This is a genomic window from Tepidimonas sp. (assembly GCF_029335975.1).
GTDB lineage: Bacteria > Pseudomonadota > Gammaproteobacteria > Burkholderiales > Burkholderiaceae_C > Tepidimonas.
On record NZ_JARJMT020000148.1, the window covers coordinates 1 to 26,946 of the forward strand.

Below are 26,946 nucleotides of genomic sequence, written 5' to 3' on the forward strand. Positions count from 1 at the left end.
CCGCCGAGGTGGGCGGCGTGCTGCTGCGCTGGAGTGCCGACGTGGGCCAGCCGGTGCGGGCGGGGCAGCCGCTGGCTTGGCTGGACGCCGCCGACCTAGAGCTGGCGCGGGATCGCGCCCGCGCTGCGCGCGACGCCGCCCGCGCCCGGCTGGAACTGGTGCAGGCCCAGCTGCGCCGTGCGCGCGAGCTGCAGGCGCAGGGCTTTCTGTCGCCAGAGGCGCTCAGCGCGCGCGAGACGGAGCTGGCGCTGCAAAGCGCCGAACTCGCCAGCGCCGATGCCGCGCTGCAGAGTGCCGAGCGTCAACTGGGCAAAGCGGTGATCCGCGCGCCGTTTTCCGGCACGGTGACGCAGCGGCTGGCGCAGCAGGGCGAGACCGTGGCGCCGGGGGCGGTGCTGTTCGTACTGGCGCAAACCGACGGCATGGAGCTGCAAGCCACGCTCGCCCCGGCGGAGGTGGCCGAGTTGCGCGCCGGGGCACAGCCGCGCTTCGAGTCTGATGACGGCCAGGTGCGCGCGGCACGGCTGCTGCGCGTGGTGCCGACGGTGGCGCCGGCCACGCGCTTGCAGACGGCTCGACTGGCCTTGTCGGGCCCCGCGCTGCCGCCAGGCACGGCTGGCCTGCTGCGTTGGGCGGCGCCGCACCCCCATGTGCCCGCCACGCTGCTGGTGCGCCGCGATACCCAACTGGGCGTATTCACCGTCGAGGGCGACGGCGCAGCGGCGCGCGCGCGCTTCGTACCCCTGCCCGGTGCGCAGGAGGGCCGGCCAGCCGCTGCAGCGCAGCTACCCCATGATATGCGCTTGGTGGTGCACGGCCAGCAGGCGCTGCGCGATGGCCAGCCGGTGACAGTGGCCCCGTGAGCGCGCTGCGCGGAGATCCAAGCCGATGCGACTGCTGCGAGCCCTCATCACCAACCACCCGCTGGCCAATATTGCGTTCGTGGTCATCTTGCTCATGGGGCTGCTGGCCTATCTGCAGATGCCGCGCGAGCGCGACCCCGAGATCAATTTCAACTGGGTCAATGTCACCGCGGTGCTGCCCGGGGCCAGTGCGGAGGACGTCGAGCGGCTCGTCACCAATCCGCTGGAGGATGCGATCAAAGGCGTGGCAGACATCCGCTTCGTCAGCTCCAGCTCACGCGAAAACGTCGCCAGCCTGCTGATTCGCTTCGGCGAACTGGATGAGCGCACCTTCGACAAACGCATCAACGACCTGCGCCGCGAAATCCAAAACAAAGCCAGCACCGAGCTGCCCGAGCAGGCCCAGCAGCCGCGCATTCTGGAGATCTCCACCTCCAACGGCTTTCCGACTGCGATCATGCGTCTGACCGGCGTGGCCGATGATGAGGTGCTGCGCCGCGAGGGCCGGCGCCTGCGCAGCCAACTGGAGCGGCTGCGCGGCGTCGATCAGGTGTTCGCATCCGGCTTGCGCGACCCGGAAATCCTGGTGCAGCCGGATGCGGCGGCACTGTCCGCGCGCGGGCTGACCAGCGCCGACGTCGCTGACGCGCTGCGCGGCTATTGGCGCGACACCGCCGCCGGTACGCTGGCGACGCAGCAGGGCGTCTGGACGATTGCGGTGGCCGGCATCACCCTGGAGCCGCAGCGACTGGCGCAGCTGGAGGTCAGCGCCGCAGGCCGGCCCGGCGCGCGCGCGCGGCTCGGCGAAGTGGCGCGTGTGGAGTGGGCGCGCAGCAAGCCGACGCAGCTGGCCTCGATGGATGGCCAGCCCGCCATATCACTGGCGGTAACGAAAAAAACTCGCATCAATACCCTGCAGCTGCTGGATGACCTGCGCGCTTTCATCGCACGCGAAAATACCGTGCTGGCCGCGCAGGGGCTGCAGCTGACGCTGACCGACGATCAGACCATCCCGACGCGCGAGGCCATCGGCGTGATGGAGTCCAACGCCCTGGTTGGGGTGCTGCTGGTGCTGGCGATCTGCTGGGTGTTTTTGGGCTGGCGCATCGGATTGTTGGTGGCGCTGGGCATTCCATTTTCGCTGTTGGGTACCTTCGCGCTGTTGGGGGCGCTGGGCTATACGGTCAACATCTCGATCCTGCTCGGCGTGGTCATTGCACTGGGTATGCTGGTGGACGACGCGGTGGTGGTGGTCGAGGCGATTTACTACCGGCTCGAGCGCGGTCAAGCGGCGCTGCAGGCCAGTCTGGATGGCATCGCTGAGGTCTGGAAGCCCGTGGTTGCGTCGGTGGCGACGACGCTGGCCGCTTTTTTGCCGCTGATGCTGCTGCCTGGCATCGTGGGCAAATTCATGTTCATCATCCCGTTCGTCGTCACGCTGGCTTTGCTGATTTCGCTGCTGGAGGCATTCTGGATGATGCCCGTGCACGTCAGCATGCTGCGCGTGCGGCTGGACCGCCCGTCTCGGGTGCAGGCGTGGCGCAACCGCTTCAACCGCACGGTGCGGCTGCGCTATGCGCAGGCGCTGGCCTATGCGCTGCGCCGCCCATGGGCATTTTTGGCCGGCGGCGCGCTCATCGTGGCCGGTGCCGCAGCGCTGGTGGTCACCGGCATCGTGCGGGTGCAATTCTTCGCCTTCGACCCGATTCGCGCGTTCTACGTCAACGTCGATATGCCCGCCGCTGCGTCGCTCGAAGAGACGCTGGCCGAGACCGAACGCGTCGAGCAGGTGGTGCGACGCCACTTGCGCGGCGTCGGCCCAGCCGAGGACGGCCACGAAGCGCGCGCCGTCACCTCCACCGCGGGCCTAAAGTTCACGCAGACCGAACCGGTCTATGGCGATGCCTACGGGCAGGTGTTCGTCTCGCTCAACCCACGTACGGCCGAGGCGCGTGAGGTGCAGGAGGTGGTGGCCGCGATGCGCGCCGAGGTCGAGGCACTGGACGGCCCAGGGCGCAAGAGCTTCACGCTGCTGTCCGGTGGGCCGCCAGCGGGCAAGCCGATCAGTGTCAAGGTGCGTGGCGACGACTGGACGTCGATCGAGGCCGCAGCAGCGGCCCTGAAGGCCGCCATCGCGGCGCTGCCTGGCGTGCGCGACGTGCAGGACGACAGCCTGCCGGGGCGACCGATGCTGCGGCTGGAACTGAAATCCGAAGCGCTGCGTGAGCTTGGCCTGAGCGCCGCCCAGGTGACGCGGCTGGTGCGGCTGGCGGTGGACGGCGAGGCGGTGGCCTTCACACGGGAGGGCGGCGACAAAATCGAGCTGCGCGTGCGCCAGCGACTGCCCGAGGCCCAAGCCAGCGACCCCTCGACGCTGCTGGCCACGCCGGTGGTGTTGCCAAGCGGCGGGGTCACCCAGCTGGGCGCCCTCGTGCGGGGGCAGGTAGAGCCGACACGCGGCTTCATCCGCCACCACAACCTGCGCCGCGCTATCACTGTGGAGGCCGATCTCGACAAAAACGTGCTCGACACCGCAGAGGCCAACCAGCGCATCCGCGCGGCCTGGGATGCGATGCGACTGCAGCATCCCGGCGTCGATCTGGACTTTTCCGGTGAGTTGGAGGACATCCAGGAAAGCCTGGCGGCCATGCAGCGGCTGTTTTTGTTGGGTGTCGGGCTGATCTACCTGATCCTGGCAGCCCAATTCCGCAGCTACTTCCAGCCGCTGATGATCTTGGTGAGCGTGCCATTGGCCTTCGCTGGCGTGGCCGTGGGGCTTGCGATCACACGCAACCCTTTGTCGCTCTATACGCTGTATGGTGTGATCGCGCTGACTGGCATCGCGGTCAACTCCGCCATCGTGTTGATCGATGCCGCCAATGAGCGGCTGCGCAAGGGCATGGGGTTGGTGCATGCCACCCTCTACGCTGCGCGCCGGCGCGTGGTGCCGATCCTCATCACCAGCACGACCACGATCGGCGGGCTGGTGTCGCTGGCCTTCGGACTCGGCGGCCATAGCTTGCTTTGGGGGCCGGTGGCTTCGGCCATCGTCTGGGGACTGTTGGTCTCGACCCTCCTGACGCTGTTTTTGGTGCCGCTGCTCTACCTCGTCTTCATGCGCCGCGCCGCACGCCGGCTGACGCGGTTGGAGGCGGCCGCATGACGACCCCTGCCCTGCAGCAGGCGCAGGCCTGGGCGCAGGAGCGCGCCGCCGCAGCGGGCAGCAGCTTCTACTACGCGTTTCTGTTTCTCCCGCCCGAGCGGCGAGCGGCGATCACGGCGTTTTACGCCTATTGCCGCGAGATCGACGACATCGTCGATGAGGTCAGCGAACCCAGCGTGGCGCAGGCCAAGCTGGCGTGGTGGCGTCAGCAGGTGGCGCTGGCCTTCAGGCCTGGTAGCACGGCTGACCATCCGGCGCTGATTGCGCTGCAACCGCATATTCCGGTATATGGCTTGCAGCCCGAGCCGCTGCTGGCCGTCATCGACGGCTGCACGCTCGACCTGCAGCAAAACCGCTGGCTGGATTTTGCGGCGCTGGCGCACTACTGCCATTTGGTGGCCGGCGTCGTGGGCGAAGTGGCCGCCCGCATCTTCGGCCAGACCGAAGCGGCGACCACCGCCTATGCGCATCGGCTTGGGCGCGCCCTGCAGCTGACCAACATCCTGCGCGACATCGGGGACGATGCCCGGCGCGGGCGCATCTATCTGCCGCTGGACGAATTGCGGCGTTTCGAGATCAAGCCGCGCGAGCTGCTCACGCTCGGGCGGGAGGCCGAGGTGGGGTTCGAGGCGCGTTTCGCGGCACTGATGCGCTTTCAAATCGAGCGCGCATGGGCTACCTACGACGAAGCCGTGGCACTGCTGCCGGCGGCTGACCGGGCCAACCAGAAGCCAGGGCTGATGATGGCCAGCATCTACCGCGCGTTGCTGCGCGAACTGGGACGCCAACCCCAGCGGGTGCTGCGCGAACGCGTGGCGCTGACACCGCTGCACAAACTGTGGCTGGCGTGGAAGATGCAGGCACTGGGGCGGTGGTGAGCGGGCCGTCCGTGGTGGTGATCGGTGGCGGCTGGGCCGGCCTGACTGCGGCGGTGGCGGCGGCGCGTGCGGGCTGGCGGGTGACGCTGCTGGAGGCCAGTCGCCACTGGGGTGGCCGGGCGCGGCGGCAATTCTTGTCGGACAGCCGGGGGGAACGGCTCGCGTTGGACAATGGCCAGCATATCCTGATCGGCGCTTACGGTGCCACGCTCGGCCTGCTCGAGCAGCTTGGCGTGCCGTGGCAACGCCAACTGCAGCGTTTGCCCCTGGCGTTGCCGCGCCCGGACGGCAGCGGCCTGGTGCCGCCCGGCTGGGCGGCACACCTGCCAGCGCCGCTGACGCTGGTGGCCACGCTGCTGACGGCGCGCGGCTGGGGCGTGCGCGAGCGCGCGGCAGCGCTGAGCCGCGCAGCGCGCTGGATGGCGCAAGGCTTTGCCTGTCGGCCACAGGCCACGGTGGCCGATCTGGCCCGCGGGCTGCCGGCGCGCGTGGTAGCCGATCTGATCGAGCCGCTGGCGGTGGCGGCGCTCAACACTCCGCTGCACATGGCCTGCGGTGCCACCTTCCTGCGGGTGCTGCGCGACGCGCTGCGCGCGCCAGCCCCGGCAGGTCTGAGTCCCAGCGACCTGCTGCTGCCGCGCAACGACCTCGGGGCACTGCTGCCCGATGCTGCCACCGCTTGGCTCCAGGCGCAGGGTGCCGCGCTGCGCCTGGGCTTGCGCGCGGTGGCGCTGGCGCGTTGCGGGGCCCACTGGCGCATCCAGCTCGACGACGGCGCGGCGCTCTACACCGACGCCATCGTGCTGGCGACACCGGCCCTGCAGGCGGCTCGGCTGGCCTCCACCTGGGCTGAGGATCCGGCCTGCCCCGCAACGCAGGCCGACGCCCTACGGGCCTGGGCCGCATGCGCCAGCGCCCTTGCGCATATACCGATCGCCACCGTCTATGCCCGCGCTGCACGCGGCTGGCGCTGGCGCTGGCCTCTGCCGTTGCTGGCGCTGCCCTGCGACCCCGAGCGCGCGCCGGCGCAGTTCGTCTTCCACCGCTGCGGCGGCAACGAGGAAAACGGCGCGCTGCTGGCTGCGGTCGTCAGCAGTCCAGCCCCACAATGGAACGGTCGGCGCGCGGGCCTGGCCGCCGCCGTCACCCAACAGCTTGCGGCGGCACTGGCCTGCCCCGGTGTGCAGGTACTGGCCACCGTGGTCGAGCGGCGCGCCACCTTCGCCTGCACGCCGGGTCTGCAACGCCCGCCGGCGTGGTTGGCTGACGGGCTGCTGGCCGCGGGCGACTATGTCCAGGGCCCCTATCCAGCCACGCTGGAGGGGGCCGTACGCAGCGGTCTGGCGGCGGCGGATATTCTGCGCCGCCTGCCGTGGCCTCAGCCCACGGTGCAGCACAGCGCCACCGATGGCCAGCGCCATCGATAGATGCCGCTTTCATCGCAGGCCATGCCCCTCACGGCAGGCCAAGCCGTTCGCACAATTCCAGAAGATGCGCGACCTGCGCGCGCGGGCGTTCGTGTGGCTGCGGCTGCACGGCCGCAGCGTGCAGCGCGCGGGCCATGTCCCCGCCGCTACAGCCGCAGTCCTTCGGCTGCAGCGCAGCGTCCCAGTCCTGGCCGTGGCGGTTGACCCAGACGGCAGCCAGCCCCGCCCGGCACGCGCCCACCACGTCCAGCAGCGGATCGTCGCCAATGTGCAGCGCCGCCTGTGGAGCAACCCCGGCGGCTGCCAACGCGGCGTGGTAGATCCCTGGATGCGGCTTGGCCACGCCCGCCTCGCGCGCACCGACATGGGCGATGAAATAGTCCCCCAAGCCAACGCGGCGCACATCCGCGTTGCCGTTGGAGACCGCCACCAACGGCCAACGCGCCGCGAGCCGCTCCAGCGCTGGGCGCACATCGGCAAACAGCTCGACGCGCTGGCGCTCGGCGTAGAACACCTCGAACGCCAGTTCCGCCAGCGCCGGGTCGTCGCCGCTTGCGCGCAGTGCCACGCGGATCGCCTCGCGGCGCAGGAAGGTCAGGTCGTGGTGGTACTGCGGATGGTCGCGCTGCACACCGGCGCGCACCGCGCGTGCCCAGGCACGGTCGCGCAGCCGAGCAGCGGTGGCCGGCGCGTGCGCCTGCAGCCATGCCTGCAGCGCCGCCTCGGCGCGCTCGATCGTGGGCCGCATGGGCCACAGCGTATCGTCCAAATCCAGGGTCAAGGCCCGCAGGCCGGCAATGTCCATCATCGTGCGTCAGAATATCACCATGCGCATGCACCCCGAACCTGCCTACACGCACGGCCAGCCCGCCCGCACCGGTATCCTCTGGATCAACCTCGGGACACCCGAGGCGCCAACCCCAACGGCGCTGCGGCGTTATCTGGGCCAGTTTCTCAGTGATCCACGCGTGGTCGAGCTGCCGCGCGCGCTGTGGTGGCCGATCCTGCACGGCATTATTTTGAATGTACGGCCGCGCAAGTCAGCGGCCAAATACGCCAGCATCTGGACGCCGGAGGGCTCGCCGCTGAAGATGTGGACCGAGCGTCAAGCCAAGCTGTTGCAGGGGCTGCTGGGCGAGCGCGGCCACCATGTGACGGTGCGCTGGGCGATGCGCTATGGTGAGCCGGCCATCGCGCGCGAACTGGACGCGCTCAAGGCCGCCGGATGCACGCGCATCCTGGTCCTGCCCGCCTATCCACAGTACAGTGCCGCCACCACCGCCAGCGCCTTCGACGAGGTTTGGCGCTGGGCTGGCGCGCTGCGCTGGGTGCCAGAGCTGCGCTTCGTCAACCACTATCACGACGACGCGGGCTATATTGACGCGTTGGCTACGCGCGTGCGCGCGCACTGGGCCGAGCATGGCCAGCCCGATCGGCTGGTGATGAGCTTTCACGGCATGCCAGCGCGCACCCTGCAGCTCGGCGACCCCTACCACTGCGAATGCCAAAAAACCGGCCGGCTGCTGGCCGAGGCGCTGGCGCTGCCACGCGAGCACGCCATCGTCACCTTTCAGTCACGCTTTGGCAAGGCCAAGTGGCTGCAGCCCTACACCGAGCCGACGCTGGTGGAACTCGCGCGCCAGGGTGTGGGCCGGGTGGATGTGGTGTGCCCAGGATTCACCGCCGACTGTATCGAGACGCTGGAAGAAATCGACCAAGAGGCGCGCGCGGCCTTCCTGTCGGCCGGGGGGCGCACATTCCACTACATCCCATGCCTGAACGACGATCTGGGCTGGCTGCGGGCGCTGGCGGATCTGACCGAGCGGCACCTGGCCGGCTGGCCGACGCGCGCGCCCTACGACGACGGCGCCGCCGAAGCCACCCGCCAGCGCGCGCGGGCGCTGGGGGCGCAGATGTGAGACCCACCGCGTGCCACCATTGCCAGCGATGAGCCGCGCATCCCGCGCCCTCGCCTGCGAGCCGGACTGCCCCGGCCGCGTCCGCCTGGACAAGTGGCTGTGGGCGGCGCGGTTTTACAAAACCCGCGCGCTGGCAGCCGAGACCATCGAGCGCGGCCGCGTGCTCGTCAACGGCGTGGTGGCCAAGGCCAGCCGCGAACCACGCGTAGGCGATGTCATCGAGTTGCGCACCGGCGACGTCATCCGCACCGTGGTCGTGCGCGGGTTGAGCACTGTGCGCGGGCCAGCGCCGCAGGCCGCGCTGCTGTACGAAGAGACCCCCGAATCCATTGCCGCGCGCGAGCGGTATGCGGAGCTGCGCCGCCTGGCGCCGGAGCCCGCCGCCACCCTGACCCAGGGCCGCCCCACAAAACGCGACCGTCGCCGCATCGAGGCCTGGCGCACAGCCCCCGAGCAGCGACAGTGGAACGCGCGCTGGAGCGCATCCCTGGACGATTGAACCCCCACACCCCACCGGAGGAGGCCCCTTATGACCACCCGCTACCCCCTGCCCGCTTTGGCCGACGTGCCCGAGGATATCCGTGCCCGCATCCTGGAGGTACAAGAGAAAGCCGGCTTCGTGCCCAACGTCTTTTTGATGTTTGCCCGCCGCCCCGCTGAATGGCGCGCCTTCTTTGCCTACCACGACGCGCTGATGATGCCGGAGACGGTCGGACGCAGTTCCAACCTGAGCAAGGGCGAGCGCGAGATGATCGTCGTGGCCACCAGCGCGGCCAACCAGTGCCTCTACTGCGTGGTGGCGCACGGTGCCATCCTCCGCATATACGAGAAAACACAGCTGCTGGCCGACACGGTGGCGGTCAACTACCGCAAAGCCGACCTAACCCCGCGCCAGCGCGCGATCCTGGACTTCGCCATGAAGGTGTGCCAGAACTCGCATGCAATCGATGAGGCCGACTTCGTCGCCCTGCATGCACATGGCCTCGATGACGAAGACATCTGGGACATCGCCGCCATCACCGCCTTCTTCGGCCTGTCCAACCGCATGGCCTCGTTCAGCGGCATGATGCCCAACCCCGAGTTCTACCTGCTGGGGCGGCTGCCCAAGGCCAAGTGACCGCAACCGGCTGGCGGAATCGGCCCGACGCTTCAGACACAGACCGTCAGCCGCTCGCGCAACGCCTCGGGCAATGGCAGCGAGCGCTGGGCGGGAAGATCCACCCACACCACGGTGGCGCCGCCGTTGGCGTAGACGGTGTCGCCACCGTCGGTGCGCAGCATCTCGTGGAACATATCGAACGAGCGCCGACCCAGCGCCCCGACGTAGCTGCGCACGATCACTTCGCCCGGGTATTCCAGCTGGCGCAGGAAATTGCAAAACGCATTGACGATCACCGGCCCCTGGCCCTGCGGGTTGGCCGGCATGCCCCACTCACCCATCCACTGCAGCCGCGCGATTTCCATAGAGCGGAAATACGCCGTGTTGTTGACATGGCCCAAGGCGTCCATGTCTCCCCAGCGGATCGGGATTACCATGGTGTGCGCGAGGCGTTTTTCGGCAGGCAGATCGAGTCGCATCAGAAGCTCCATCATGTCGGAGAGTTGACAGCGATGGTACGGCAGGCACCACTACAATCCGTCGCGCATCCGACAACGACGCCGGTGCACCATGCACCCGGCGAACGGCCACCCCCGAGGAAGACCCCAACGCCATGAAAACCCCGGCGCATCTGATCGAGCAATTCGGCCCCCGCGAGGCCATGGAGTACGACGTCGTCGTGGTCGGCGCCGGCCCGGCGGGGCTGGCCACCGCGATCCGGCTCAAGCAGTTGGCCACCGCCCAAGGGGCAGAGGTATCGGTCTGCGTACTGGAAAAGGGCTCCGAGCCGGGCGCGCACATCCTGTCGGGTGCGGTGATGGACCCGCGCGCCATCACCGAACTCTTCCCCGATTGGAAGACGCGCGGCGCGCCGCTGAACCAGCCCGTCAGCGGGGACGAGGTGCTGTTCCTGCAGGCCGAGGGGGCCATGCGCACACCGGGCTGGCTGGTGCCCGAGTGCTTTCACAACGAGGGCAACTACGTCATCAGCCTGGGTGCCGTCACCAAGTGGCTGGCCGAGCAGGCCGAGGCGCTGGGCGTGGAGATCTTCCCCGGCTTCACCGCCGCCGAGGTGCTCTTCGATGACCAAGGGCGCGTGGTGGGCGTGGCCACCGGCCACATGGGCTTGGGCAAAGACGGGCAACCGACCGATGCCTTCCAGCTCGGCATGGAGCTGCGCGCCAAGTACACCGTCTTTGCCGAGGGTGCACGCGGTCACCTGGGCAAGGAGCTGATCGCGCGCTTTCGGCTCGATGAGGGCCGCGATCCGCAGACCTACGGCATCGGCATCAAAGAGCTGTGGGAGATCCCGCCCGAGAAGGCCAAGCCGGGCCTGGTGGTACACACCGCCGGCTGGCCGCTGGACGAGCACACCTACGGCGGCGGCTTCCTCTATCACATGGAGGGCAACCGGGTCACGCTGGGCTTCGTCGTCGGGCTGGACTACCAAAACCCGTGGCTGAGCCCCTTTGAGGAGATGCAGCGCTGGAAAACCCACCCGGCAATCCGTGCCCACATCGAGGGCGGCAAGCGCATTGGCTACGGCGCACGCGCCATCACTGCGGGCGGCCTGCTGAGCCTGCCCAAGACCGTCTTCCCCGGCGGGGCGCTCGTGGGCTGCGACGCGGGCTACCTCAACGCCGCGCGCATCAAGGGCAGCCACGCCGCCATCAAGACCGGCATGCTGTGTGCCGAGGCGGCGTTCGAGGCGCTGCGCGCCGGCCGCGCGCACGACGAGCTCGCCGCCTATCCCGCAGCGTTCGAGCGCAGCTGGCTCTACGAGGAGCTGCACCGCGCGCGCAATTTCAAGTCCTGGTTCAAGAAGGGCAACACGATCGGTGCGCTGATGACCGGCGTCGAGCACTGGTTGTTGCCGCGCTTGGGACTCAAGAGCCCGCCGTGGACGGTACACCGCCACGCGCCCGACCACGCGCGGCTGCACGCCGCCAGTCAGGTCGAGCCGATCCGCTACCCCAAACCGGACGGGGTGCTGACCTTCGATCGGCTCTCCAGCGTATTCCTGTCCAACACCAACCACGAAGAAAACCAGCCCGCGCACCTCACACTGAAGGACGCCGCGGTGCCTGTGGCGGTCAACCTCGCCGTCTACGGCGGGCCGGAAAGCCGCTACTGCCCCGCCGGCGTCTACGAATTCGTCGAGAAGGACGGCGCGCCCGAGCTCGTCATCAATGCGCAGAACTGCGTGCACTGCAAGACCTGTGACATCAAGGACCCGACGCAAAACATCGTCTGGGTCACGCCGGAGGGCGGCGGCGGGCCCAACTACGCCGGCATGTGACGCACCGCCGCGCTGCCGCTACAATGCTTGTCCATCAGGAGAGAGCCGCTCTGCCCACCCCCAAGGGAGCCAACCTGCGGCCGCCGAAGGCGCAGGCCCCCGCCGAACGCTCAGGCAAAAGGACTGATGCAGCACCCCGCGGGGTGCTTGCCTGCTGGAGAGAGGCGTCGCCACTGGCCTTTGCCCTGGCGCCGCCCACCGAAGGAGCAAGCGGGCCCACCACCGCACGGACGGTGTCGGCACGTGAATCTCTCAGGTAAAGCGGACAGCAGGTGTGCCCCGGCGCCGTCGAGCGCCGGATGCGACCACCTGTTTGGAGCCGCCCCATGTCCGCCGCCGACACCCTGCTCAAGACCCCCTTGCACGAACTGCACCTTGCGCTCGGTGCGCGCATGGTGCCCTTTGCCGGCTACCACATGCCGGTGCAGTACCCAGCGGGTCTGATCCGCGAACACCAACACACACGCCAGGCGGCCGGCCTGTTCGACGTGTCGCACATGGGGCAATTGCGTCTGGTCGGCCCAGAGGCCGCCGCCGCATTGGAGAGCCTGATCCCCATGGATGTGATCGGACTCGCTCCACACCGGCAGCGCTATGGGCTGCTGCTGGCCGATGACGGCGGCATCCTGGATGATCTGATGTTCGTCAACCGGGATTGGGCCCACGGCGGGGACCTCTTCCTCATCGTCAACGGTGCGTGCAAGCAGGCCGACATCGTCCATATGCAAACCCGCATCGGGCAGCGCTGCCAGGTGGAACCCCTGCCCCAGCAGGCCCTGTTGGCGCTGCAAGGCCCGCAGGCCGCCACCGCCCTGGTCCGCCTGCTGCCGGGGGTGGAAGGGCTGGTATTCATGACGGGCAACGCCTTCGACTGGCAAGGGGTGCCGTTATACGTCACCCGCAGCGGCTACACAGGGGAGGATGGCTTCGAAATCTCGCTGCCTGGCGAGGCGGCCGTCGCCTTTGCGCAGGCGTTGCTGGCCCAGCCAGAGGTCCAGCCGATCGGCCTGGGGGCCCGCAACTCCCTGCGGCTGGAAGCCGGGCTGGGCCTGTATGGCTACGACATCGATGCCGGCACCACGCCAGTGGAGGCCGCGCTGACCTGGGCCATCCAGAAGGTGCGCCGCAGCGGCGGCGCGCGTGCCGGGGGCTTTCCGGGCGCGGCGCGCGTGCTGGCGCAACTGGACGGCGCACAACCCGTGGCGCGCATGCGCGTCGGCCTGCAGGCACTGGAGCGCGTGCCCGTGCGCGAGCCGGCACCGCTGCAAACCCCCGATGGCACCCCAGTCGGCCAGGTGACCAGCGGCCTGCTGTCGCCGACGCTGGACCGCCCGATTGCCATGGGCTATGTGGCCCGCGAACACGCCGCCGCCGGCACCCGGCTGCAGGCGTTGGTGCGCGGCAAGCCGGTGCCGATGGAAGTGACCGCCCTGCCCTTTCTGCCCCCGCGCTACCACCGCGGCTGACCCGTTTTCCTCCCTTGATCCCCAGGAGCCTGCCATGACCCTGAAATACACCCCCGACCATGAATGGATTCGCGTCGAAGGCGACATTGCCACCGTTGGCATCACCCACCACGCCCAGGACGCGCTGGGCGATGTGGTGTTCGTGGAACTGCCCGAGGTGGGCAAGACCCTGGCGCAAAAGGACGTCGCGGGCGTCGTCGAGTCCGTCAAAGCCGCAGCCGATGTGTACATGCCCGTCAGCGGCGAGGTGATCGAAGTCAACGAGGCGCTGCGCGCCGACCCCTCGTTGGCCAACAGCGACCCGCTGGGCGCGGGCTGGTTCTTCAAAGTGCGGCTGAGCGCGCCCGCTGAGATCGACACCCTGCTCGACGAGACGGCCTACGGCCAACTGACCCATTGAGCGGAGCGGCCCCATGACGACCTCCACCCCGCTGTCGGCGCTGGAAAACGCTGCTGAATTCGTCGATCGCCACGTCGGCATCGGCCCGACGGACGAGCAGCGCATGCTCGCTGCGATCGGCGAAGCCAGCCGCCGCGCCCTGACCGACAGCATCGTGCCGCGCGCCATTGCCCGCGTGCGGGCGATGAACCTGCCCGCCCCGCTGCCCGAGGCGCAGGCACTGGCCGAACTCAAGGCCATCGCCCAGAAAAACCGCATTCTGCGCAGCTTCATCGGGCAGGGCTACTACGGCACCCATACGCCCGGCGTCATCCTGCGCAACATCCTCGAAAACCCCGCTTGGTACACCGCCTACACACCGTATCAAGCCGAAATTTCGCAGGGTCGCCTCGAGGCGCTGGTCAACTTCCAGACCATGGTGACCGATCTGACGGGCATGGACATCGCCAACGCCTCCATGCTAGACGAGGCCACCGCCGCGGCCGAAGCCATGACGCTGGCGCGCCGCTCGGTCAAGGCCACGGGCAATGCCATCGTCGTCTCGGGCGACTGCCATCCACAAACCATCGAAGTGGTGCAAACGCGCGCCCGCCCGCTGGGCCTGCAGGTGATCGTCACCCATTCGGCCGATACCTGGCAGCACGCCCTGCGCGGTGATGGATATTTTGCCGTACTGATGCAGTATCCCGCCACCCATGGCCGCATCGACGATCTGCGCGCCGATGTGGAGGCAGCCCACGCCAAAGGCGCGGCGGTCATCGTCGCCACAGACCTGCTGGCGCTGACGCTGCTGAGGCCCCCCGGCGAATGGGGTGCGGACATCGTGGTGGGCAGCAGCCAGCGCTTCGGCATGCCCATGGGCGCCGGCGGCCCGCATGCCGGCTTCATGGCCTGCCGCGACGCCTACAAGCGCTCGCTGCCCGGGCGCCTGGTCGGCGTCAGCGTGGATGCGCACGGTCAGCCCGCCTATCGTCTGGCGCTGCAGACGCGCGAGCAGCACATCCGGCGCGAAAAGGCCACCTCCAACATCTGTACCGCGCAGGTGCTGCCCGCCGTCGTGGCCAGCATGTACGCCGTCTACCACGGCCCGCAGGGGCTGCGCCGCATCGCCGAGCGCGTGGCCAGCTACACCGCCATCCTGGCGCGCGGACTGACCGCCCTGGGACACGCCCCGGCCAACGGCAGCGCCTTCGATACCCTGTGCCTGCACACCGGCAACGCCACCGCGTCGCTGCTGGCCAGCGCGCGCGAACGCGGTATGAACCTGCGCGATCTGGGACACGGCAACCTGGGCATCTCGCTGGACGAGACGACCACGCGCGCCGACATCGAGGCCCTGTGGGCCGTGTTCGCCGCACCGGGGCAGGCGCTGCCTTCGTTTGCCGACTTCGAGGCCGGCATCGAGCCGCTGATCCCCGCCGCGCTGCGCCGCACCAGCGCCTACCTCACGCACCCGGTGTTCAACACCTACCACAGCGAAACTGGCATGCTGCGCTATATCCGCAGCCTGTCAGACAAGGATCTGGCGCTGGACCGCACCATGATCCCGCTGGGTTCGTGCACCATGAAACTCAACGCAACCAGCGAGATGATCCCCATCACCTGGCCCGAGTTCGCGCAGGTGCACCCCTTCGCGCCGGCGGACCAGTTGGAGGGCTACCGCCTGCTCGACGAGCAGCTACGCGCCTGGCTGTGCCAGGCCACCGGCTACGTCGCCATCAGCCTGCAGCCCAATGCCGGCTCGCAGGGCGAGTACGCCGGCCTGCTGGCCATCCAGGCCTACCACGCCGCCCGGGGTGAGTCTCACCGCGACATTTGCCTCATTCCGCAGTCCGCGCACGGAACCAACCCGGCCAGCGCCCAAATGGCGGGGTTGCAGGTGGTGGTCGTCGCCTGCGATGACCAGGGCAATGTCGATCTAGACGATCTGCGCGCCAAATGCGAGCAGTACAGCCAGCGCCTGTCGTGCGCGATGATCACCTACCCCAGCACGCACGGAGTGTTCGAGACCGGCGTCAAAGCCCTGTGCGAGCTGGTGCACCAGCACGGGGGGCGGGTGTACATCGACGGGGCCAACATGAACGCCTTGGTCGGCACCGCCGCGCCGGGCGAGTTCGGTGGCGACGTCAGCCACCTGAATCTGCACAAAACCTTCTGCATCCCGCACGGCGGCGGCGGCCCTGGCGTGGGTCCGGTGTGCGTGGTGGCGGATCTGGCTCCCTACCTGCCGGGACACGCCACGGCCCATGCGGCGGGCGCCTATGCCGGTGGTGCACGAGCGGATGCAGCGGTCGGCGCGGTATCGGCCGCGCCGCTGGGCAATGCCGCCGTGCTGCCCATCTCGTGGATGTACATCCGCATGATGGGGGCCGACGGTCTACAGCGCGCGACCGAGACGGCCATCCTGGCGGCCAACTACGTCAGTGCTCGCCTGCGCGAGCACTACCCGACGCTCTACGCCAGCGCCAACGGCCATGTGGCGCACGAGTGCATCCTGGACTGCCGCAGCTTCAAAGATACCTGCGCCGTGATGGCCGAGGACATCGCCAAGCGGTTGATGGACTATGGCTTCCACGCGCCGACGCTGTCCTTCCCCGTCGCCAATACGCTGATGGTGGAGCCGACCGAAAGCGAGACGCTGCAGGAGCTGGACCGCTTCATCGACGCGATGATCGCCATTCGTGAGGAGATCCGCGCCGTGGAGCTGGGCGTCTGGCCGCGGGAGGACAACCCGCTCAAAAACGCCCCGCACACCGCCAGCCGTTGTTTGGCGGAGGAGTGGCCCCACCCCTATGCCCGCGAGCTGGGCGCAGCCCTGCCCTTCCACCGGGGCCACGGCCGCGCAGGCACCAAGTACTGGCCCCCGGTGGGGCGCGTGGACAACGTGTACGGCGACCGCAACCTGTTTTGTAGCTGTGTGCCAATGGCTGAATTGGCCACCGCGCAGGGCTAGGTGCAGCGCGCCGCCGGCATCGCTGGCCAGGCGGCACTGCCATCCATCGCAGCGCCGCCTGGGGGCAGCGCCGCCTGGAGGATTTGGAGTCACATCATCCCAAGGGTGCGTGGCAGCCAGGTGCTCAGCGGCGGCCAGTAGGTCACCAGCGCCAGGAACACCAGCATGGCGAGCAGCCACGGCCACACCGCCTTGGTGCATTCGGTCATGCCCATTTTGCTGATGCCACTGGCCACATAGAGGTTCAGGCCCACGGGCGGCGTGATCATGCCGATTTCCATGTTCACGGTCACCATGACGCCAAAGTGGATCGGGTCGATGCCCAGCTTCATGGCGATGGGAAAGAGGATCGGCGCGGTGATCAGGATGATGGAAGACGGCTCCATGAAGTTGCCCATGACCAACAGCAGCACATTGACCGCCAACAGAAAGCCGACCACGCCGATCCCCGAGTCGAGCAGCCAGGCGGCGATGTTCTGTGGAATCTGCTCGTTGGTCAGGATAAAGCTGAACAACACGGCATTGGTGATGATGTAGAGCAGCATCGCGCTCATATTGGCCGAGGTCAACAGCACCCGCGGCACATCCTTGAGCGAGAGGTCCTTGTAGACGAAGACGGCCACGAAGAACGCGTAGACCGCACTCATGGCAGCCGCCTCGGTGGGCGTAAAGGCGCCGCTGTAGATACCCCCAATGACGACGACGATCAGCAGCAGGCCCCAGATCGACTCGCGAAATGCCCGCCAGCGCTGCCGCCATGATTGTCTGGGCTCGCGCGGATACTGCCCTTTGGCGGCCTGGTACCAGGTTGTCAGCCCCAGAAACAAGGCCAGCACGAAACCCGGCACCACGCCGGCTATGAACAACGCGCCGATGGAACTGTTCGTGCTGACGGCATACATCACCATGACGATGGAGGGCGGAATGAGGATGCCCAGGCCGCCGGCCGAGGCCACCACGCCGACGCCGAAGGATTTCGGATAGCCCGCCTTGACCATGGCCGGCAACATGATGGAGCCGATGGCCACGACGGTGGCCGGGCTGGAGCCGGAGACGGCGGCGAACAGGGCGCAGGCCAGCACCGAACTCATCCCCAAGCCACCCCGGAAGTGGCCCACCATGCTCGAGGCAAAGCTGATCATGCGCCGCGCCACGCCGCCGTGGGTGAGGAAGTTGCCGGCCAGGATGAAGAACGGAATCGCCATGATCTCGAACTTCTCGATCCCGGTAAACAGCTTGAGCGCCACCGATTCGAGCGGCACCTCGGTGAAGCCGAAAAGGAAGGTCAGAACGGTCAGGCCCAGTGCAATCGACACCGGCATGCCGGTGAGCATCAGCAGTGCCAGCAGCGCAAAAATGATCAATCCGCTCATGACTGGTCTCCCTGCTTCCGCAATGCGGTGTCTGCCGTGGCCCGCGTGCGGGGGTGCAGGTCATCGTCGAGGCTGTAGGGATTGGCGTCGACGGGCAGCGGGTGCGCTTCATCGATGCCGTCCACATGGCCGTGGTCATGGTGCGGCAATTCGCCCGTGCGGCGAAAGCTCAGCAGCACCTGCAGGAATCGAAAACACATCAGGCCCGAACCCAGCGGGATGGCCGAGTAAACCACCCAGGTCGGCCACTCCAGATCAGGCGTCGTCGGCCCCTCAAAGAGCTCACCCAACTCGAGTCCGAGAAACTTGAAAATGGCGTAATGCGCGCCGTTTTGCCACACGAAATGGGCGCCGAGCACGGCAATGATGCCCGTAAACAGCGCACCGGCGAGCAAACCCAGCATGATGAATTGGCGACGCACCGGCCATGCCAGACGGTTGATGAGGACATCCACCCCCACATGGATGCCGGTGCGCACCCCATAGGCTGCGCCAAACTTGGCCATCCACACGAACATAATGATGGTGAGTTCCTGCGCCCAGGAGAAGTCGCGCGCAATCAGCCAGTCCTGCACGCCTGGAATGGCCAGGCCCGCAGCATAGCGGTGCAACACCGCGATAAAAATGATGAGGGTGGCTGCCCCCATGAGGAAGGCAATGACCCACTCTTCCAAATGGTCAAGGAATTTCATGATGTTCACCGCCGTCAAAAAAACGGGGGGACTCGCCCCCCGCCTCACGCGATGATAGCCACGCCGGCCATCAGAATTTTTTGGGGTCGAAGCCGGTTTCTTTGTAGACCTGCTGAATCAGGTCTTTGCCGATGCGATCGGCCATCTGGTCGTGCACCTTGAGCATGGCCTTTTTCCAGGCTTTTTTCTGCTCGGGGGTCAGCGTGATGATTTCACTCTTGCCCGACTTTCTCACCGCCTCCAGGGCCTGATCGTTCTCGACCTTGGCAATCTGGTTGGCGTAGCGCGTGGCTTGCTCCATCGCGTCCTCGAGCGGCTTGCGGATATCGGCGGGCAGCCCCTCCCAGAATTTCTTGTTCACGATCACGGCGTAACCCAAGTAACCGTGGTCGGAGAGCGTCACATACTTTTGCACCTCATGCATCTTTTGGGTGTACAGGTTCGACGGCGGGTTCTCCGTTCCGTCCACCACCCCGGTCTGCAGCGCCTGATAAACCTCCGAGAACGCCATCTTCTGCGGCAATGCCCCTACCGCACGCATCTGCGCATCGAGCACATTGGACGACTGGATGCGCATCTTCAGACCCTTCATGTCCTCCGGGTTGCGCAAGGGCTTGTTGGCACTCATCACCTTGAAGCCGTTGTCCCAGTAGGCCAACCCAATGATGCCCTTGGATTCCAGCTTCTTGAAAAGCGACTTGCCCACCGGGCCGTTGGTGACCTTGTGCAGTTGATCATAGTCGTCGAACAGGTAGGGCAGGTCGAACAGTTCGAATTCCTTGGCGCCAAGGGGACCAAACTTCGCCAGCGAAGGCGCCAACATCTGCACCGCACCCAGTTGGAGCGCTTCCATTTCCTCCTTGTCCTTGTACAGTGTGCTGTTCGGATAGACCTCGACCTTCACCCGGCCTTTGGTCAGTTCCTCGGCTTTTTGCTTGAAGAAATCGGCTGCCTTGCCCTTGGGTGTGTCCTGCGCCACCACGTGGCTGAACTTGATGACGATGGGCGACTGGGCCAGCGCAGGCACCGACAGCGACAGCGCAGCAGCCGAGGCGAGCGCCAGTACGGAACGACGAGCAAGACGGGTCATGGTGGTTATCTCCTGTGGATCATGGGTTTGAAACTGCCTGCCGAGTATCCAATGTCCCGGTCCGCTTGGCGATTGTGGGAATCCACATTCACACGCGGGCAGCCTAGGGTTTTCCCTTAGTCGCTGCGCTCTAGACTTTCGGTATGCGTGCCCCTGAGCCCTTTGCCACTTCAGCGGCCAAACCACAGCCCAAGCGCCCGCTCATGCGCGCCGTCTGGTGGCTACCGCTGGCGGCCTCGGTGGTGTTCGTCGCCGCGGTGGCGGCGCTGGCGCAATACTGGTTCAACAAAGAGGCGCAAGAGCGGCGCCAGACATTGATTGCCGACGCGCTCAACGTCAGCGCGCAGCTGCGCGCCCAGCTCGACATGGAACGCTCGCGCACCCGCACGCTGGCCGAGCAGTTGCGCAAAACGCCGCACACCGAACAAGCCCTGTCTGAAAACCCCGAGGTCATCGCCGGTCTGCGCCGGCTCTGGCTGAGTGTGACCTGGCTCGACGCCAACCACCGCGTCATTGCCGAGGCGCCCTCGCCCCAAGGCCGCCGCACCGAGAGCCACACCGGCGAGCGCTTTCCCGGCCTCTCGGCCCACCTGAGCGCGAGCTATCCAACGGCTGCAATCGCGGCAGACCACCTCGGCACAGTCGCCCCGCCAGCGCCCGAGGGCACGGTGGTGGTGCGTTACGCCCTGCCGGTGCTGCTCAAGAACGCGGCGCCCTGGTGGCTCACCCGCAAGTACGAGGTGCAGTTGCTCGACAGCGCCGAGCAGCTCATCGCCTCGGTGGACGACGTGGCCGTGCCCGTCGTCGCGGGCGACCATGAAACCTACCGCCTGCCCATCGACGAAGAGATCCCCGGCGCCCTGCTCGAACTCAGCGCGCGCGAGCGCGCACCGCGGCTGTGGACACCCGTGCCGCTGGTGCTGATGGCGGGCTTTCTTGCGTTCATGTCCATGGCCACCTGGCTGCTGCGGCGTCAGGTGCAGCAGGCCACGCGGGCCGAGTCCGCCTGGCGCAACGAGGCCACCTGGCGCAGCGCGATGCAAGACAGCGCCCTGGTGGGCCTGCGCGCACGCGATGCCGAGGGCACGCTGCTGTATGTGAACCGCACCTTCTGCGAGCTCGTCGGCTACCCCCCCGAACAGCTGCTGGGCCGCAAACCGCCTATGCCCTACTGGCCGCCGGAGGCACTGGAAGAGGTGATGACCCGCAGCCGGCGCAACCTGCAGGGTCATGCGCCGCGCGAGGGTTTCGAGGCCGTGTGGCGTCGTGCCGACGGGCAGCCGATCACGGTCATGGTGTACGAGTCGCCGCTGATCGACGCCAGCGGCCGCCAAATCGGCTGGATGGGCTCCATCATCGACATCACCGCCAAAAAGCTGCTCGAGGAGCGCGAGCGCCGCCAGCTCGAGGCACTGGCGCGGCAGGCGCGGCTGTCGAGTTTTGGCGAAATCGCCTCGGCGCTGGCGCACCAGCTCAACCAGCCGCTGGCCGCCATTGCCAGCTACAACGCCGGCGTGCTGCAGCGGCTGCGCCAGCAGGGATCGACGGACGCCCTAACGCTGCAGGCCCTGGAGCGGCAGGCCGAGCAGACCCGCGAAGCGGGGCGCATCGTGCAGCGCATGCGCGAGTTCCTCACCCGGCGCCAGCCGCAGCGCGAGCGGCTCGATCTCGCGGCCGTCATTGGCCGCGTGCATGCCTTGCTGCGCCACGAATTGCTGCGCCAGCACATCGACGTGAGCTGGCGCGCCGACACGCCCCTGCCGCCGGTGCTGGCCGACGAGGTGCTGATCGAACAGCTGCTCATCAACCTGCTGCGCAACGCCGCCGACGCGCTGGAGGGCTGCACCATGCGACGCATTGAGATCCGCGCCGTGTGCACCGACTACCGCTTTGCCCAGGTGCACGTCGAAGACAGCGGGCCGGGACTGCAGGGGCGCAGCTTTGAGGAGTTGTCTACCCCGTTTCATACCACCAAGCCCGACGGCCTGGGCCTGGGGCTGGCGATCTGCCGCTCGGTGGTGGAGGCCCACGGCGGCGCCTTCGATTGCGGCGTCTCGCGCTGGGGCGGCGCGCGCATGAGTTTTACGCTGCCGCTGTTCACCGCAGAATCCGGCTACGGCCGCACCGCCACCACCGACGCCACCGCCAGCTGACTCCAATGAACGCCCCGATCGCCCCACTGCCCGCGGACGGCACCGTATACCTTGCCGACGATGAGGCCGCCCTGCGCGACGCCCTGGGCTTTTTGTTCGCATCGCATGGCCTGCAGGTGCAGGCGTTCGCCGACGGCCGCTCGCTGCTCGACGCGCTGGCCAGCGCGAGCGTGGCGCTGCCCGCCTGCATTCTGCTCGACGTGCGTATGGACCCGATATCGGGCCTGCAGGTATTTGACGAACTGCGCCGCCGCGACAACCCGCTGCCGGTGATCTTTCTCAGCGGCCACGGCGACATCGCGATGGCGGTGGATGCGCTCAAGCGCGGCGCCTTCGACTTCATCGAAAAACCGTTCCACGATGCCGTGCTCATCGAGCGCGTGTACAAGGCGCTCGTGGCCTGCCGCGAGGCGATGGCACACCAATCCAGCGCACGCGCCCTGCAGTCACGCATCGAGGGCCTGAGCGAGCGCGAGCGCGAGCTGATGCACCACGTGGCCGCCGGCAAACCCAACAAGGTCATCGCCGACGAGATGCACATCGCCGTGCGCACGGTGGAGGTGCACCGCTCGCGCGTGTTCGCCAAGCTCGGTGTGCGCTCGGCGGCAGAATTGGCGAGCCTGCTGGCCCGAAACGGGCTTCTCTGAACGCAAGCGCTTGCGATGCCAGCGATATCCCGCCAAGGATCGGCGACAATGTCCGCATGGATCGCTATGCCGTCATCGGCCATCCCATCGGCCACAGCCAATCACCATTGATCCACACGCTCTTCGCGCACGCCACCGGCCAAACGCTGGAATACACCGCCATCGAAGCCCCGCTGGACGGCTTTGCCGCCACGGCGGATGCCTTCCGCGCCGCGGGGGGGCTGGGTCTGAACGTGACGCTGCCGTTCAAGGTCGAGGCCTGCGCTTACGCCACCGAGGTCAGCGAGCGCGCCCGTATCGCCGGCGCAGCCAACGCCCTGACTTTCGACGGCCCCCACTGTCGCGCCGACAATTTCGATGGCATCGGGCTGCTGCGCGACATCACCACCAACCTCAATCAACCCGTGGCCGGTCGGCGTGTGCTGGTGCTGGGAGCGGGGGGTGCTGCACGCGGCGCGTTGCAGCCGCTGCTGGCGGCGGATCCCGAGCGGCTGTTCGTCGCCAACCGCAACGCCGCCAAGGCACTCGATTTGGTGCAGTCCTTCCATGCCCTTGGTCTGGGCCAGGGCGTGCTGGCTGCAGGCGGCTGGGCCGAGCTGGCGACGATGGGCGCTTTCGACATCGTCATCAATGCCACATCGGCCAGCCTGACTGCCGATGCGTTACCCCTGCCGCCTGGCGTGTTTGCGCCCGACGGCTTGGCCTACGACATGGTGTACGGCAAGGGGCTGACACCTTTCCTGCGTCAAGCTCGCGCGGCCGGCACGGCCCTTCTGGCCGACGGTGTGGGCATGCTGGTCGAGCAAGCCGCCGAGGCTTTTGCCTGGTGGCGCGGCGTGCGGCCGGATACCCGGCCGGTGATCGATCAATTGACCGTTCCCCTGACCTGACCCCGCGCACTGCCCTCCCCCTGCACGGCACCATGAACCAACTCGACGCGCTCAAGCGCCACACCACCGTCGTTGCCGACACCGGCGACTTTCTGCAGATCGCACAATTCCAGCCGCGCGACGCCACCACCAATCCGTCGCTGATTCTGAAGGCTGCGCTCAAGCCCGAGTACGCACCGATGGTGCACGCGGTGCTGTCGCACCACCGTGGCCGCCCGCTCGACGAACGCGTGGACCGGCTGCTGGTGCGCTTTGGCTGCGAAATCCTGCGCATCGTGCCGGGCCGCGTCTCCACCGAGGTCGACGCACGCCTGAGTTTCGATGCTGCCGCCACCGTGGCGCGCGCGCGCCGGCTGATCGCGCTCTACGAAGCCGAGGGCATGCCGCGCGAGCGCGTGCTGATCAAGATCGCCGCCACCTGGGAAGGCATCCGCGCCGCCGAGCAGTTGGAGCGCGACGGCATCCACACCAACCTTACCCTGCTGTTCAGCTTCTGCCAGGCGGTGGCCTGCGCCGATGCCGGCGTGCGGCTGATCTCGCCGTTCGTCGGCCGCATCTACGACTGGTACAAGGCGCGCGCCGGCGCGCAGTGGGACGAAGCCGCGATGGCCGGGCCGAATGACCCCGGCGTGCAGTCGGTGGCGCGCATCTGGCGCCACTACCGACACTTCGACATCCGAACCGAAGTGATGGGGGCGAGCTTTCGCCACACCGGGCAGATTCTGGCGCTGGCGGGCTGCGACCTGCTGACCATCAGCCCGGAGCTGCTGGCGCGACTGGCCGCAACACCGGGTGAGGTGCCGCGCGCACTGGACGAGGATGAAGCCCGCCGCACCGACTTGCCGGAGCTGCACTACCGCGCCGGCGACGAAGCGGCGTTTCGCCTCGCGCTCAACGACGATGCCATGGCCACGGAGAAGCTGGCCGAAGGCATTCGCCTGTTCTGCGCCGACGCACAGCGGCTGGATGCGCTGGCGACCGAGCACTGAAAAACCGCCTGTACTGCCATTGCGCTAGAGTTTTGGATTTGCTGTCATTCGCCCACCATGTCCAGCAACGACGCGCTGCCCCCCATTCCGCCCAAGCGCTACTTCACCATCGGCGAGGTCAGCGAGCTGTGCGGCGTCAAGCCGCATGTGCTGCGCTACTGGGAGCAGGAATTCACCCAGCTTCGCCCCATGAAGCGCCGTGGCAACCGACGCTACTACCAGCACCACGAGGTGCTGATGATCCGCCGCATCCGCGAACTGCTGTATGACCAGGGCTTCACCATCCATGGTGCGCGCAACCGGCTGGCTGAGCTGACTCAGCAGGAACGCGACCAGCGCAAAGCCGGGGCGGACGCGCCCTGTGCCCCCCCTCAAGCGCTGCAGACGGCGACCGAAAACCCGCCGACGGCTTTGCCTCCGAGCAGCGACCGCGAGCAATCGCGGCATGCCCTGCTCGCCGAGCTGCGTGCGATTCGCGCTTTGCTCGACCCGACGCCAACGGGGCCCTCCCCCGGGCCACAGAAGGCCGCACAAAACACCGTATAATCCGCAGCCTCGGCGTGTAGCGCAGCCTGGTAGCGCACTTGCATGGGGTGCAAGGGGTCGCGAGTTCGAATCCCGCCACGCCGACCATTCAAAACAAAGGGCTGGCGTGAGTGTTCGCGCCAGCCCTTTCGTTTGCCCCCCATATCAAAAGCTTTTCTACGTCGGGCCGACCACCCCGGCAAAACGCCTCGACCTGTTGCAGTCCTGCTTGCACGGCCGTGTCCCAGCACGCGCATCGAGGCACAGGTCAGCTCGCGCTGCGCCCAGTGCACGGTCGCGTTTTCGCGCAAGTTCGTCAGCAGTTCCGTATGACCTTGCCCCTGGAATCCGTACCCCATAACCGAGTCACGAATTGACTTGCCAGGCGATAACTTCGTCCTTGGCCTGGCACCGCGTCACCAAGCGTTGGCCGTACAGCCGCTCCACCTTCATCGGCCCGAACCACGTCTGGCTGCAGGCGTTGTCCCAACAGTTACCGCACCGGCTCCTTGAGGGCGTGATGCCGTATGCCCTCAGCACGTCCCCGAAGTCCTGGCTGGCGCGGTGCATGAGCCTGCTGTGGTTCCAGCACAAGCCACTGCCGACCGACTGGATGGCGCAGCGGGAGGTGGTGGCTACGTTCAATGTCTGACCGGGCTACGAGCCCTCGATCACCCGTGCCCCGTCACCGTGGCATTCGGCGCGTTGCCCCACCAGCAGCAAGTCGCCGGCCTTGATGGTTGCGTTGAAATTGGTGATCGTTGTTTCGTGACGGCAGTGGCTGCACCGGACGTTGGAGAGCAGCCGCCGGCAAATGTCGGCAGGGATGGAATCCCAGCGCTGGCGGGCCAGCGTGGTAAAAGTGGGCAGTGATTCGATGGTCATGGTTCAGCGGACCCAGCGACGGGCATCTTTCAAGAGCAGCAGCCATTGCTGCTCGCGCAGCGGTGACGCGATGAACCCGAACCGGGTGTAGAACCTCGCCGCTTCTTCATCGATGGGGTGGGTCAGCACGGCACGGATGCCGGCCTGTTCGGCAATCCGCATCGTGCGGCGAATCGCATCCTGCAGCAGGCCACAGCCGATGCCTCGCCCTTGGTCCGCCACCGTGACAGCAAGCCTCGCCAGGATCACCACTGTCAACGAATATTGCCCCATCCCTTTGCGAATGCGCTTCGGTGCTTCCAGCGTGTCAACCTGGCTCACGGTTAGACTGAAGTAGCCCGCCACATGGCCATCATCCTCAGCCGCGACGAAGGTCTTGGCCGAGCCCCCGCCCTGCGCCTGGCGGGCATGGCGCAACAGCCAGTCGTTCAGCGCGGGCTTGCCGCAATCAAAACCTTCCAGCCGATGCTGCGCGGCCAGAGGCTCCGGTGCGCGCAACGTCACTTCGTGTCCCAGGGCGCCTTGCGGGCAAACAGGTCACGCAAACCCGCATTGGCCTGTTCGGGGCGATCCAGCAGATCCATCAGGGCCTGGTACTGGCTGCCCGAGACCATGAACAAGCGTTGGTTCAGCAGGGTCTGTTCGGCGGCCAGGCACGCGCTGTCGAGGATGAAGTCGGTCAGCGATTTATGGGCCACCTCGGCGGCACGGCGCAGCACCGCCTCTTGTTCGGGGGTGGCGCGCAGCCCAAGTCGGGCGGTGCGGGCGGAAGGCGACGATGCAACAGCAGTCATGGCAGCCCCTCTCTTTTGTCAGATCAACTGCCGAAACGTTAGTACAGTCGACATACAGTGTCTGGTTGCACTGAAGACCGCTGGGCTTGGTTGGCGGTGAACCGGCGCGCCTACGTCTTTGATTTTGCTAGACCGCCATCTGCACCGACCCGCAAGCGAATCGGAGAACAGAGACGGCTCTGGCCGAGAAAGTGGCCGATTCCGGGCGTTTCGGCCGATGGGTCACCCGCAGCACAGGTGGCCGCACTCCTGCGTGGCGCGGGGATTTCAGGCAAGAAAAAGGGCCCGGAGATCACCCGCGCCCGCCATCTGAACAGCAGTCCGTCCGCAAGTCTCCAGTCCCGGATTTGGATCATTTGGCCGTTTCCGTGGACATTCGTCCGAACTAGAACAACCCCGGAGAGCAGGTTTTGAAGCGCCGCACTGGCTACCAGTCGGCAC

General features: G+C 67.3%; 24 protein-coding genes, 1 tRNA gene, 1 pseudogene and 2 riboswitches. Of the genes and pseudogenes, 17 read left to right on the top strand and 9 right to left on the bottom strand.

The genetic code is table 11. The features are described from left to right. The 4 genes from P3W97_RS08175 to P3W97_RS08190 form a co-directional block, all read left to right on the top strand. The coding region (locus P3W97_RS08175; protein WP_300845646.1) for an efflux RND transporter periplasmic adaptor subunit at nt 1-863 on the top strand (863 nt) is incomplete at its 5' end. A gap of 25 nt (nt 864-888) precedes the next feature. Then, nucleotides 889-4,026, top strand: a complete 3,138-nt coding sequence (locus P3W97_RS08180; RefSeq protein ID WP_300845648.1) for an efflux RND transporter permease subunit — start codon at nt 889-891, stop codon at nt 4,024-4,026. Next, entirely contained in the window at nt 4,023-4,904 is an 882-nt protein-coding gene (gene hpnD / locus P3W97_RS08185; protein WP_300845651.1) for a presqualene diphosphate synthase HpnD, read from the top strand. The genes P3W97_RS08180 and hpnD overlap by 4 nt, the downstream gene beginning before the upstream one ends. Beyond that, entirely contained in the window at nt 4,901-6,331 is a 1,431-nt protein-coding gene (locus tag P3W97_RS08190; protein WP_300845653.1) for an FAD-dependent oxidoreductase, read from the top strand. The genes hpnD and P3W97_RS08190 overlap by 4 nt, the downstream gene beginning before the upstream one ends. A 28-nt stretch (nt 6,332-6,359) precedes the next feature. Here P3W97_RS08190 and P3W97_RS08195 read toward each other — a convergent pair whose 3' ends face one another. After that, on the bottom strand, nt 6,360-7,139 hold the full coding sequence (locus tag P3W97_RS08195) for an HAD-IA family hydrolase (RefSeq protein ID WP_300845654.1): 780 nt from the start codon (nt 7,137-7,139) through the stop codon (nt 6,360-6,362). A 19-nt stretch (nt 7,140-7,158) separates the two neighbouring features. Between P3W97_RS08195 and hemH the strand changes: the two genes are divergently transcribed. The 3 genes from hemH to P3W97_RS08210 are packed head-to-tail and all read left to right on the top strand — an operon-like array spanning nt 7,159 to nt 9,367. Next, nucleotides 7,159-8,250, top strand: coding sequence for a ferrochelatase (gene hemH / locus P3W97_RS08200; RefSeq protein WP_300845657.1), 1,092 nt, complete (start codon nt 7,159-7,161; stop codon nt 8,248-8,250). 28 nt (nt 8,251-8,278) lie between these two features. After that, nucleotides 8,279-8,749, top strand: a complete 471-nt coding sequence (locus P3W97_RS08205) for an RNA-binding S4 domain-containing protein (protein WP_300845659.1) — start codon at nt 8,279-8,281, stop codon at nt 8,747-8,749. 30 nt (nt 8,750-8,779) lie between these two features. After that, entirely contained in the window at nt 8,780-9,367 is a 588-nt protein-coding gene (locus P3W97_RS08210) for a peroxidase-related enzyme (protein ID WP_300845662.1), read from the top strand. Nucleotides 9,368-9,399: 32 nt separating this feature from the next. Here the strand turns inward: P3W97_RS08210 and P3W97_RS08215 are convergent, their stop codons facing one another. After that, on the bottom strand, nt 9,400-9,843 hold the full coding sequence (locus P3W97_RS08215) for an acyl-CoA thioesterase (RefSeq protein ID WP_367184610.1): 444 nt from the start codon (nt 9,841-9,843) through the stop codon (nt 9,400-9,402). Between the two features lie 119 nt (nt 9,844-9,962). Between P3W97_RS08215 and P3W97_RS08220 the strand changes: the two genes are divergently transcribed. The 4 genes from P3W97_RS08220 (at nt 9,963) to gcvP (ending at nt 16,467) form a co-directional block, all read left to right on the top strand. Further along, complete coding sequence (locus P3W97_RS08220) at nt 9,963-11,648, top strand: electron transfer flavoprotein-ubiquinone oxidoreductase (protein ID WP_300845665.1); 1,686 nt, start codon at nt 9,963-9,965, stop codon at nt 11,646-11,648. A 25-nt stretch (nt 11,649-11,673) separates the two neighbouring features. Next, nucleotides 11,674-11,784: riboswitch (glycine riboswitch) on the top strand. An 8-nt stretch (nt 11,785-11,792) separates the two neighbouring features. Continuing rightward, nucleotides 11,793-11,927, top strand: a riboswitch (glycine riboswitch). A gap of 47 nt (nt 11,928-11,974) precedes the next feature. Then, a complete protein-coding gene (gene gcvT / locus P3W97_RS08225; RefSeq protein ID WP_300845667.1) occupies nt 11,975-13,114 on the top strand; it encodes a glycine cleavage system aminomethyltransferase GcvT in 1,140 nt (379 codons plus the stop codon). 34 nt (nt 13,115-13,148) lie between these two features. Beyond that, the gene (gene gcvH, locus P3W97_RS08230) at nt 13,149-13,514 is read left to right on the top strand and encodes a glycine cleavage system protein GcvH (RefSeq protein ID WP_300845670.1); all 366 of its coding nucleotides are present in this window, start codon (nt 13,149-13,151) and stop codon (nt 13,512-13,514) included. A gap of 13 nt (nt 13,515-13,527) precedes the next feature. After that, nucleotides 13,528-16,467, top strand: a complete 2,940-nt coding sequence (gene gcvP, locus P3W97_RS08235; protein WP_300845672.1) for an aminomethyl-transferring glycine dehydrogenase — start codon at nt 13,528-13,530, stop codon at nt 16,465-16,467. 89 nt (nt 16,468-16,556) lie between these two features. Here the strand turns inward: gcvP and P3W97_RS08240 are convergent, their stop codons facing one another. From P3W97_RS08240 to P3W97_RS08250, 3 genes are all read right to left on the bottom strand, one after another. Continuing rightward, on the bottom strand, nt 16,557-17,840 hold the full coding sequence (locus P3W97_RS08240; RefSeq protein ID WP_300845675.1) for a TRAP transporter large permease: 1,284 nt from the start codon (nt 17,838-17,840) through the stop codon (nt 16,557-16,559). After that, on the bottom strand, nt 17,837-18,532 hold the full coding sequence (locus P3W97_RS08245) for a TRAP transporter small permease (protein ID WP_300845678.1): 696 nt from the start codon (nt 18,530-18,532) through the stop codon (nt 17,837-17,839). Before P3W97_RS08245 ends, P3W97_RS08240 begins: the two co-directional genes overlap by 4 nt. Before the next feature lie 70 nt (nt 18,533-18,602). Further along, the gene (locus P3W97_RS08250) at nt 18,603-19,622 is read right to left on the bottom strand and encodes a TRAP transporter substrate-binding protein (protein WP_300845681.1); all 1,020 of its coding nucleotides are present in this window, start codon (nt 19,620-19,622) and stop codon (nt 18,603-18,605) included. 143 nt (nt 19,623-19,765) lie between these two features. Here P3W97_RS08250 and P3W97_RS08255 point away from each other — a divergent pair, with 143 nt between their 5' ends. From P3W97_RS08255 to P3W97_RS08280, 6 genes are all read left to right on the top strand, one after another. After that, on the top strand, nt 19,766-21,775 hold the full coding sequence (locus tag P3W97_RS08255) for a sensor histidine kinase (RefSeq protein WP_300845683.1): 2,010 nt from the start codon (nt 19,766-19,768) through the stop codon (nt 21,773-21,775). Nucleotides 21,776-21,780: 5 nt separating this feature from the next. Beyond that, complete coding sequence (locus P3W97_RS08260; RefSeq protein ID WP_300845686.1) at nt 21,781-22,422, top strand: response regulator; 642 nt, start codon at nt 21,781-21,783, stop codon at nt 22,420-22,422. 56 nt (nt 22,423-22,478) lie between these two features. Next, entirely contained in the window at nt 22,479-23,312 is an 834-nt protein-coding gene (gene aroE, locus P3W97_RS08265) for a shikimate dehydrogenase (RefSeq protein WP_300845689.1), read from the top strand. Between the two features lie 32 nt (nt 23,313-23,344). Continuing rightward, on the top strand, nt 23,345-24,301 hold the full coding sequence (gene tal, locus P3W97_RS08270) for a transaldolase (protein WP_300845691.1): 957 nt from the start codon (nt 23,345-23,347) through the stop codon (nt 24,299-24,301). Nucleotides 24,302-24,358: 57 nt separating this feature from the next. Continuing rightward, on the top strand, nt 24,359-24,847 hold the full coding sequence (locus tag P3W97_RS08275) for a MerR family transcriptional regulator (RefSeq protein WP_300845694.1): 489 nt from the start codon (nt 24,359-24,361) through the stop codon (nt 24,845-24,847). Between the two features lie 10 nt (nt 24,848-24,857). Further along, a tRNA-Pro gene (locus P3W97_RS08280) sits at nt 24,858-24,934 on the top strand. Between the two features lie 273 nt (nt 24,935-25,207). Here P3W97_RS08280 and P3W97_RS08285 read toward each other — a convergent pair. The 4 genes and pseudogenes from P3W97_RS08285 to P3W97_RS08300 all read right to left on the bottom strand — a co-directional run. Beyond that, nucleotides 25,208-25,387 (bottom strand): annotated as a pseudogene (locus P3W97_RS08285) (IS3 family transposase); the annotation flags it as partial. A gap of 96 nt (nt 25,388-25,483) precedes the next feature. After that, nucleotides 25,484-25,711 carry a hypothetical protein gene (locus tag P3W97_RS08290; RefSeq protein WP_300845696.1) on the bottom strand — a complete coding sequence of 76 codons (228 nt, stop codon included), beginning with the start codon at nt 25,709-25,711 and terminating at the stop codon, nt 25,484-25,486. Between the two features lie 3 nt (nt 25,712-25,714). After that, nucleotides 25,715-26,215 (bottom strand): GNAT family N-acetyltransferase, encoded by a 501-nt coding sequence (locus tag P3W97_RS08295; protein ID WP_300845699.1) that lies wholly within the window; start codon nt 26,213-26,215, stop codon nt 25,715-25,717. Further along, the gene (locus P3W97_RS08300) at nt 26,212-26,505 is read right to left on the bottom strand and encodes a DUF1778 domain-containing protein (protein WP_300845702.1); all 294 of its coding nucleotides are present in this window, start codon (nt 26,503-26,505) and stop codon (nt 26,212-26,214) included. The genes P3W97_RS08295 and P3W97_RS08300 overlap by 4 nt, the downstream gene beginning before the upstream one ends. Between the last annotated feature and the right edge of the window lie 441 nt (nt 26,506-26,946).

Bases quoted from the DNA above. Each gene is read 5' to 3' on its own strand.
- P3W97_RS08180 (WP_300845648.1), top strand. From the start codon at position 889: ATGCGACTGCTGCGAGCCCTCATCACCAACCACCCGCTGGCCAATATT.
- hpnD (WP_300845651.1), top strand. From the start codon at position 4,023: ATGACGACCCCTGCCCTGCAGCAGGCGCAGGCCTGGGCGCAGGAGCGC.
- P3W97_RS08195 (WP_300845654.1), bottom strand. From the start codon at position 7,139: ATGATGGACATTGCCGGCCTGCGGGCCTTGACCCTGGATTTGGACGAT.
- hemH (WP_300845657.1), top strand. From the start codon at position 7,159: ATGCGCATGCACCCCGAACCTGCCTACACGCACGGCCAGCCCGCCCGC.
- P3W97_RS08205 (WP_300845659.1), top strand. From the start codon at position 8,279: ATGAGCCGCGCATCCCGCGCCCTCGCCTGCGAGCCGGACTGCCCCGGC.
- P3W97_RS08210 (WP_300845662.1), top strand. From the start codon at position 8,780: ATGACCACCCGCTACCCCCTGCCCGCTTTGGCCGACGTGCCCGAGGAT.
- P3W97_RS08215 (WP_367184610.1), bottom strand. From the start codon at position 9,843: ATGATGGAGCTTCTGATGCGACTCGATCTGCCTGCCGAAAAACGCCTC.
- P3W97_RS08220 (WP_300845665.1), top strand. From the start codon at position 9,963: ATGAAAACCCCGGCGCATCTGATCGAGCAATTCGGCCCCCGCGAGGCC.
- gcvT (WP_300845667.1), top strand. From the start codon at position 11,975: ATGTCCGCCGCCGACACCCTGCTCAAGACCCCCTTGCACGAACTGCAC.
- gcvH (WP_300845670.1), top strand. From the start codon at position 13,149: ATGACCCTGAAATACACCCCCGACCATGAATGGATTCGCGTCGAAGGC.
- gcvP (WP_300845672.1), top strand. From the start codon at position 13,528: ATGACGACCTCCACCCCGCTGTCGGCGCTGGAAAACGCTGCTGAATTC.
- P3W97_RS08240 (WP_300845675.1), bottom strand. From the start codon at position 17,840: ATGAGCGGATTGATCATTTTTGCGCTGCTGGCACTGCTGATGCTCACC.
- P3W97_RS08245 (WP_300845678.1), bottom strand. From the start codon at position 18,532: ATGAAATTCCTTGACCATTTGGAAGAGTGGGTCATTGCCTTCCTCATG.
- P3W97_RS08250 (WP_300845681.1), bottom strand. From the start codon at position 19,622: ATGACCCGTCTTGCTCGTCGTTCCGTACTGGCGCTCGCCTCGGCTGCT.
- P3W97_RS08255 (WP_300845683.1), top strand. From the start codon at position 19,766: ATGCGTGCCCCTGAGCCCTTTGCCACTTCAGCGGCCAAACCACAGCCC.
- P3W97_RS08260 (WP_300845686.1), top strand. From the start codon at position 21,781: ATGAACGCCCCGATCGCCCCACTGCCCGCGGACGGCACCGTATACCTT.
- aroE (WP_300845689.1), top strand. From the start codon at position 22,479: ATGGATCGCTATGCCGTCATCGGCCATCCCATCGGCCACAGCCAATCA.
- tal (WP_300845691.1), top strand. From the start codon at position 23,345: ATGAACCAACTCGACGCGCTCAAGCGCCACACCACCGTCGTTGCCGAC.
- P3W97_RS08275 (WP_300845694.1), top strand. From the start codon at position 24,359: ATGTCCAGCAACGACGCGCTGCCCCCCATTCCGCCCAAGCGCTACTTC.
- P3W97_RS08290 (WP_300845696.1), bottom strand. From the start codon at position 25,711: ATGACCATCGAATCACTGCCCACTTTTACCACGCTGGCCCGCCAGCGC.
- P3W97_RS08300 (WP_300845702.1), bottom strand. From the start codon at position 26,505: ATGACTGCTGTTGCATCGTCGCCTTCCGCCCGCACCGCCCGACTTGGG.